The 7,717-nt window shown below is 62.2% G+C and carries 4 protein-coding genes and 1 pseudogene; 2 read left to right on the top strand and 3 right to left on the bottom strand.

Annotated features, from left to right (window positions below):
• The 3 genes and pseudogenes from I8N66_RS26005 to fdnG all read right to left on the bottom strand — a co-directional run.
• Positions 1-237: pseudogene (locus tag I8N66_RS26005) on the bottom strand (hypothetical protein); the annotation flags it as partial.
• Complete coding sequence (gene fdxH / locus I8N66_RS26000) at positions 237-1,223, bottom strand: formate dehydrogenase subunit beta (protein ID WP_291159933.1); 987 nt, start codon at positions 1,221-1,223, stop codon at positions 237-239. The gene fdxH and the pseudogene I8N66_RS26005, both read right to left, overlap by 1 nt.
• Positions 1,220-4,306, bottom strand: coding sequence for a formate dehydrogenase-N subunit alpha (fdnG, locus tag I8N66_RS25995; protein WP_291159930.1), 3,087 nt, complete (start codon positions 4,304-4,306; stop codon positions 1,220-1,222). Before fdnG ends, fdxH begins: the two co-directional genes overlap by 4 nt.
• Positions 4,307-4,492: 186 nt before the next feature.
• Between fdnG and selD the strand changes: the two genes are divergently transcribed.
• Both selD and I8N66_RS25985 read left to right on the top strand, forming a co-directional pair.
• Complete coding sequence (gene selD, locus I8N66_RS25990) at positions 4,493-5,548, top strand: selenide, water dikinase SelD (protein ID WP_291159927.1); 1,056 nt, start codon at positions 4,493-4,495, stop codon at positions 5,546-5,548.
• Positions 5,549-6,436: 888 nt separating this feature from the next.
• Positions 6,437-7,717 (top strand): IPT/TIG domain-containing protein (locus I8N66_RS25985; protein WP_291159924.1); only part of this gene is annotated, 1,281 nt, incomplete at its 3' end.

Genomic DNA, 7,717 nt, shown 5'->3' with positions numbered 1-7,717 from the left:
GAGGATAAGCCCGACGATCGGATGCAGCCACCGCGTCATCTGGCCGCCGCCGAAGAGGCCTGTCAGGAAAAACAGCGAGGGATGGAAGAAGGAAAGGCCCGAAGTCAGCAGCACGATCATACAGGCGGCGGTGACCCAATGGTTGAGACGCGTATAGCCGCGATAGCGATTGACGGTGACCGGGTGCTTCGTCTCGATCCTGTCGCCGGGGGCCGAATAGATGCGTTTGTCAGCCATCACGCCTCCCTGCCGCCTTGAGGGCGGTTGCGGTCCTCGACGAGTTCCTCCGCCTCGCCTTCTTCTTGGGCGGTCACCTCGTTCGGACGGGCGAAGATGCCGTGCAGCACGGCGCCGGCGGCCGCAAGACCGGCAACGGCGAGTCCAACGGTCTTCGCCGGCCCCTTCCAGCCGCGCACCACCGGCGAAATCTGCGGATCCTCCGGCAGCCCGGCATAGAGCGAAGGCTGATCGGCATGGTGCAGCACGTACATAACATGCGTCCCGCCGACGCCTTGCGGGTCGTAGAGGCCGGCGTGGTCGTAGCCGCGCGACTTCAGGTCCTCGACACGTTCGTTGGCAAGCGTGACCATGTCTTCCTTCGTCCCGAAGGTGATCGCCTTGGTCGGGCAGGCCTTGGCGCAGGCCGGTCCTTGTCCAACCGCGACGCGGTCCGAGCAAAGCGTGCATTTCTTCGACACATGCGCGGTCTTGGAGATGCGCGGAATGTTGAAGGGGCAGCCGGCGATGCAATAGCCGCAGCCGATGCAGTTATCCGAGATGAAGTCGACGATGCCGTTGGAATATTGCACGATAGCGCCCGGCGCCGGGCAGGCCTTGAGACAACCGGGATCGGCGCAGTGCATGCAGCCGTCCTTGCGGATCAACCATTCGAACTCGTTGGTAACGGGGTTCTCGTATTCGCTGAACCGCATCAGCGTGAACATATCAGCCGTCAGGTCGTGCGGGTTCTCGTAGACCCCGACATTTTCCTCCAGGTCCGGATGGGTGTCGTTCCATTCGATACAGGCGGACTGGCAGGCCTTACAGCCGATGCATTTCGACACGTCGATCAGCTTGGCAACCGGGGTCAGCTGTCGTTCGGGTGTCGGCACGTTGCTGGTTGCCGACACCTTGATGACGTCGCTCGGCAAAAGGTTCGAAGCCAGCGGCTGTAGCGGCGGGTTGGCGGCGGCCGTTACCGGTTCCGGTGCGCGTTCGCTCATGCCGAAGCTCCTTCTTCCGCCGCCGGTTCGATGTTGACCAGAAAGGCCTTGAACTCCGGCGTGTCGATATTGGCGTCGCCGACGAAAGGCGTGAGGCTATTGGGACCGAAGCCCTTGCGGGCCGCTCCCATGAAGCCCCAGTGCAGCGGAATGCCGACCACATGAACCGGCTTGCCGTTGCAGATCAGCGGGCGAATACGTTTCGTTACCACGGCCTTCGCCCAGACCTCGCCGCGCGCGCTCCACACGCGTACTCGCCCTCCCTTGACGATGCCTCGCTCGGCCGCCAGTTCCTCGCTGATTTCCACGAAAAACTCCGGCTGCAGCACGGCATTCACGCGACTGTGCTTGGTCCAGAAGTGGAAATGCTCCGTGAGCCGGTAGGACGTGGCAACGAAGGGGAAGTCGGTGCTCGTGCCCAGCTGCTGCAGGTCGCCGGGGAAGATGCGCGCGACGGGATTGCCGCGAAGCTTGGCGTTAAACGGATTTTCGACCGGGCTTTCGAACGGCTCCATGTGTGTGGGGAAGGGTCCGTCCCGCATCAGCTTGCGGGCAAAGAGACGGGCGGTTCCCTCAGGCGTCATGATGAACGGCATCACCGCCTCGGGCTTTGCCGTCACCGCGATGTCGGGCACGTCGAAGCCCGCCCAACGCTCGCCGTTCCATTCGATGAGTTTGCGCGCCGGATCCCAGGGCTTGCCCTCAAGGTCGCAGGACGCGCGATTGTAGAGGATGCGGCGATTGGCCGGCCAGGCGAAGGTCCATTTGAGGAAGGTGCCGACATCGCCCGGATCGCTATTGTCGCGCCGGGCCATCATGTTGCCTTCCTCCGTCCAGGAGCCGGTATAAATCCAGCAGCCCGACATGGTGGAGCCGTCGTCACGCATCACGCCGAAGTTGGGCAAGAGCTTGCCGGCCTCGACCAGCACCTTCGTCGGATCGGTCGGATCATAGAGCGTTTGCAGCGCCCGTCCGTTCATCTCCTGGGCAAGCTCGGCCGGTTCCGGCTCGTAAGGGTCCTTGTAATCCCAGGCAAGGTTCAGGATCGGCTCCGGACAGACCCCGCCTTCCTTGCGGTAGAGTTCACGCACGCGCAGGAAGATGTTGGCCATGATCCAAGTGTCGTGCTTGGCATCGCCCGGTGGTGTCGCCCCTGGCCAGTGCCATTGCAGCCAGCGGCCCGAATTGACAGTGGCGCCCTCGTCCTCGGCAAAGCAGGTCGCCGGGAGTTGCAAGACCTCCGTCATGATCTTGGCGGAATCCACCTGGTTGTAGATACCGTGGTTTTCCCAGAAATGCGCCGTCTCGGTCTGCAGCGGGTCGATTGTCACGAGCAGTTTCAGCTTCGACAGACCCTCGGTCAGCTTCGCCCGATTGGGGAAGGACAGAAGCGGGTTGAAGCCCTGGCAGAAGTAGAGGTTCACTTCGCCGCGGCTCATCATGTCGAACATTCTGAGGATGTCGTAGTAGGGTACATCGAGCTTCGGCAACCAGTCGAAGCCCCAGTCGTTTTCGCGTGTCGCGGCGCTGCCCCACATGGCCTTCAGGAAGCTGACCATGAATTTGGGTGTGTTCTGCCAGTAGCTCGTCTGGCCAGGAACAAGCGGCTTGTTGCCGCGCGTCGACATGTAGGTGGTGTAGTCCGTCTCCTTTTCCGTCGCAAGGTTCATGTAACCCGGCAGGGAGTTGGAAAGCAGGCCGATGTCGGTCAGCCCCTGGATGTTGGAATGGCCGCGAAGCGCGTTGACCCCGCCACCGGGCAAGCCGACATTGCCGAGGATCAGCTGAAGCATCGCCATGCCGCGAATGTTCTGGGCGCCTTTCGAATGCTGCGTCCAGCCGAGCGCGTAGAGCGAGGTCATCACCTTGTCGCGGGCCGACGTCGCGCCGATCATTTCGCAGATCTTCAGGTAGCGATCTCTCGGCGTGCCGCAGATGTTTTCGACAAACTCCGGCGTGTAGGCTGCGACATGCTGCTTCAGGAGGTTCCAGACGCAGCGCGGGTCTGACAGGGTCGGATCGGTTTTCACCGTCCCGTCTTCGTTCAGCTGGTATTCCCAGGCGGTGCGGTCGTAGTCGCGTTTCTCCTCGTCGTAGCCGTTGAAGAGGCCGTCGACCCAGCCGAAGCCTTCGTTCACCAGGTAGGTGGCGTTGGTGTAGTTCTTCACATAGTCCCACTGCACCTTGTCGTTTTCGATGCAGTAGCGGATCGCGCCCATCAGGAAGGCGATGTCGGAGCCGGGTCGGATCGGGGCGTAGACGTCAGCGACCGAGGCGGTGCGGTTGAAGCGCGGATCGACGACGATCAGCCGGGCGCCGCGATGGTGCTTGGCTTCCGTCACCCATTTGAAGCCGCAGGGATGGGCTTCCGCCGCGTTGCCACCCATGACGATGACGAGGTCGGTGTTCTTGATGTCGGTCCAGGCGTTCGTCATTGCGCCGCGGCCAAATGTTGGAGCCAAACTGGCTACCGTGGGGCCGTGTCAGACGCGTGCCTGGTTGTCGAAGCCGACGACGCCTAAGGACCGGACGGTCTTGTAGGTCAGCCATCCCGTCTCGTTGGTGCCGCCCGACGCGGCAAGGAAGCCCATCGTCGTCCAGCGGTTGACGGTGACGCCGGCCGCATTCTTCTCGATGAAGTTCTTGTCGCGGTCGTCCTTGATCGCCCGGGCAATCTTGTCGAAGGCATCTTCCCAGGAGATATCCTGCCAGGTGTCGGCGCCCGGGGCGCGGTGACGTGGCTTCGTGGCGCGGGTCTCGGACTTCACGAAGTCCTTGAGCGCCGCGCCCTTGGGACAGAGCGTCCCGCGGTTGGTCGGATGATCGGCATCACCCTCGATATGGATGAGTTCCGCCTTCTCGCCGGCGGAAAGGTCACCCTTCGAATACATCAGGATGCCGCAGGCGACCGAACAGTAGGTGCAGACGTTGCGGGTCTCGGTGGTGCTTGCGAGTTTGAAGGCACGCACATGGGCGGCTGTTGCGGCCTCGGCCGCTCCGAAGCCCATGGCCCCGATCGTGGTGGCCGCTGCTCCTGCGCCAGCGAGCTTCAGGAAACTGCGGCGGGAAAGATCGATGTTCATTGGAGGTCCTCTTCCATGCGTATCGGTCTTGAAACGAATGGTCGAACCTTGGAGCCGGCGTGTCAAGGCCGATTTGATCGGCTTTTGTCACGAAAAGTCATGGCCTTGCCGGAAATGATGGGTCATGATCGCGTCCGTGGCCGGCAAGGCCGCCATCGATACCATTGCGTCGAGGGAGTTCTAATCGTGAGCAGCCTGCCCGCCTCCTCCGAGCCTCGCCTGACCTCACTTGCCCATGGCGGCGGCTGCGGCTGCAAGATCGCGCCTGGCGTGCTTCAGGAAATCTTGCGGGGGCGCGTCCAACTGCCTGTGCCGCCGGAGCTGCTGGTCGGCATCGAAACGTCTGACGATGCGGCGGTCTATCGCCTCAACGATCACCAGGCGGTCGTCGCCACCACAGACTTCTTCATGCCTGTTGTCGACGATCCCCGCGATTTCGGCCGGATCGCCGCGACCAATGCCATCAGCGACGTCTACGCCATGGGCGGCACGCCGATCTTTGCGCTGGCGCTCGTCGGCATGCCGGTCAACGTGCTGTCGACCGAAACCATCGGCGCCATCCTTGATGGCGGGGCGGCGGCCTGCCGGGCAGCCGGCATTCCGATCGCCGGCGGTCACACGATCGATTCCGTCGAGCCGATCTACGGTCTCGTCGCCATCGGCCTCGTCGATCCGGCGCACCTGAAGCGCAACAGCGGCGCCCTTCCGGGCGACGTGCTCATCCTCGGCAAACCGCTCGGTATCGGCATCTTTTCCGCGGCATTGAAAAAGGGCGCGCTCGAGGAGGTCGGCTATGCCCGCATGATCGAAAGCACCACCCGCCTCAACACGGCCGGGCCTGATCTCGCGCGGCTTTCCGGCGTGCATGCCATGACCGACGTGACAGGCTTTGGCCTTGCCGGCCACGCGCTCGAAATGGCGCGCGGGTCGAGCTGCCGGGTCCGGATCGACTGGTCCGCCGTTCCCCTTCTGGAAGGCGCTTTCGATCTGGCCGCCGCCGGTTTTGTCACCGGTGCCTCCGGGAGGAACTGGGCAAGCTATGGGCAGGACGTGGCCTTTGCACGCGAGATGGATGCAATAGACAAGGCGCTGCTTTGCGATCCGCAGACGAGTGGCGGCTTGCTCGTCGCCTGTTCCCGATCGTCCGCGCCAGACATACTCGCGATATTCCGCAAGCACGCCTCCGACGCCGCCGTAATTGGGGAAGTGGTGGATGGTGATGCCGGATTGTCGGTGTTCTAGAACTGGATGTTCGCTTTCGGTGACCCGGTTCTATGGATGAGGCTTAACAAGAGGCTCGCCCTCACAATTTCACACAGGCTTCCACATTTTCGACTTGCAGATGCAGCACGCACTCTGCCCTCGCCCGGACCTTGGCAACCATTTGGTCCCGTGTCGGCAAGACGTCGAATCCTTCGCAACCTGGACACCAAAGCCCGAGCACGCCGACCAATGCGCCGCGGGCGACATGCTCTCCAACCGCAAAATCCATATTCATGACAGACAGGCGCTTCAGTCTTCAGAACGGCCCGCGATTCACGGATTAATTTGCAACGCTTTCAGTATCCACCAAGAGCCGATGAAAACTGCAGTGATCATCAGCGCCAAGGGGCTCGCCGCCGCAAAACGGTAGGTTGTGAAATTGGGGCAAAAATGCGACGCAACCCATAGCATCCCGACACGAAACAATTTATGGCTTCAAGCCGCAGTTACAAGTTGATGCTGCGCGTTTTGCGCGATGAATGCAATTTCAACGGGATATTTTCAGCTTCCGATTTGTGTGATCTGAGCTGTCGTCTTCGATGATGTGGTTGGGGGACTACATAAGTGCGGGCATGGGGTGTTGGAACGTGGAATGGCCTTGGCTTTAAGTTGAGGCTCGGCCAAGAGGCTTGCAAGGCGTGGTTTGAGACCTACGAAACGTTGTCGGGCGTTTTGCTGTCAGCCTTTTGCGGGGTCGTTCGCGCAAGCGCGCTCGCGCTATCCCTCTGGCTTGCAAGCGCTCTGGCGGCGGAGGCTGCATGCACATGGAACCTCACCTTTACCGCGGTTGGCCAGACCCAAACGATCTATACCAACACGTGCGAGACGACGTGGATGGGGAGCTTCAGCAGTTTCTATAACACGCAGATGGACATCACGAACGTCTTCGGCCTTGGCGCAAAAGACGATACTGGAGCGGAACTTGCAGAAACCGCAAACGGCAGCAATGGTGGGCTCTATGAATTTCGGTTCAACATCACCAACGCCCAACTGCAAATAAAGTTGCTGAGCGCGCCCCCACCGGGCCCGGATGTATATTCCGGGTACATGTACAACGGTCCCGACGGCAACCCAACTCCGATCGCGAACACCCCCGCGTCTCTCACCATCAACTATTTGCCCCAGCCCGCCGTTACCGCGGTCTCGCCCACGTCGGGCCCGACGGCCGGCGGAACGACGGTGGTCATCACCGGCAACAACCTGCTCAACGCCACGTCGGTCGCCTTCGGTGGTACGGTAGCCACCGGCTACACCATCAACAGCAACACCCAGATCACCGCGACCGCACCGGCAGGCACAGCGGGAACGGTGGACATCACAGTCACCAGCCCCGGCGGAACCAGCGCCACCAGCTCGTTTGATCAGTATACCTATGTCGCGGCACCCACAGTTACCTCGAGGTCGCCGACCTCAGGTCCAACGGCTGGTGGAACCACAGTGACCATCACGGGCACCGGCCTTACTGGCGCAACGGCGGTTACATTCGGCGGGACGGCGGCAACCGGTTTCACCGTGAACAGCAACACGCAGATCACCGCGACCGCACCGGCAGGCACGGGCACGGTCGATATCCGCGTCACCAATACCGGCGGGACCAGCGCCACCAGCGTATCCGACCAGTACACCTATGTCCCGGCTCCGACCGTAACCTCGACGTCGCCGATAGCAGGCCCGACGGGCGGTGGTACAACGGTGACAATCACCGGCACAGGATTCGCGGCAGCCAATCCGACGGGCGCGGTGAAATTCGGGGCAACGACGGCGACCTATACGATCAACAGCAACACCCAGATCACGGCGACGGCGCCGGCCAATTCGGCGGGCACGTACGACATCACCGTGACCACGCCCGGCGGCACAAGCGCCACGAATGCCAACGACCAGTACACCTATCTCCCCGCTCCGACCGTAACCTCGACGTCGCCGACCTCGGGCCCAACGGGCGGCGGCATGACGGTGACCATCACCGGCACCGGGTTCTCGGCGGCCAATCCGACCGGCGCGGTGAAGTTCGGGGCGGCGAACGCGACCTATACGATCAACAGCAACACGCAGATCACGGCGACGGCGCCGGCCAATTCGGCGGGCACCTATGACATCACCGTGACCACGCCCGGCGGCACAAGCGCCACGAATGCCAACGACCAG

The organism is Ensifer sp. SSB1 (genome assembly GCF_016652895.1).
GTDB lineage: Bacteria > Pseudomonadota > Alphaproteobacteria > Rhizobiales > Rhizobiaceae > Ensifer.
This window is presented reverse-complemented; position numbering and strand designations above follow the sequence as displayed.

Coding starts and splice junctions, on each gene's coding strand:
- fdxH (WP_291159933.1), bottom strand. CDS start 1,223: ATGAGCGAACGCGCACCGGAACCGGTAACGGCCGCCGCCAACCCGCCG.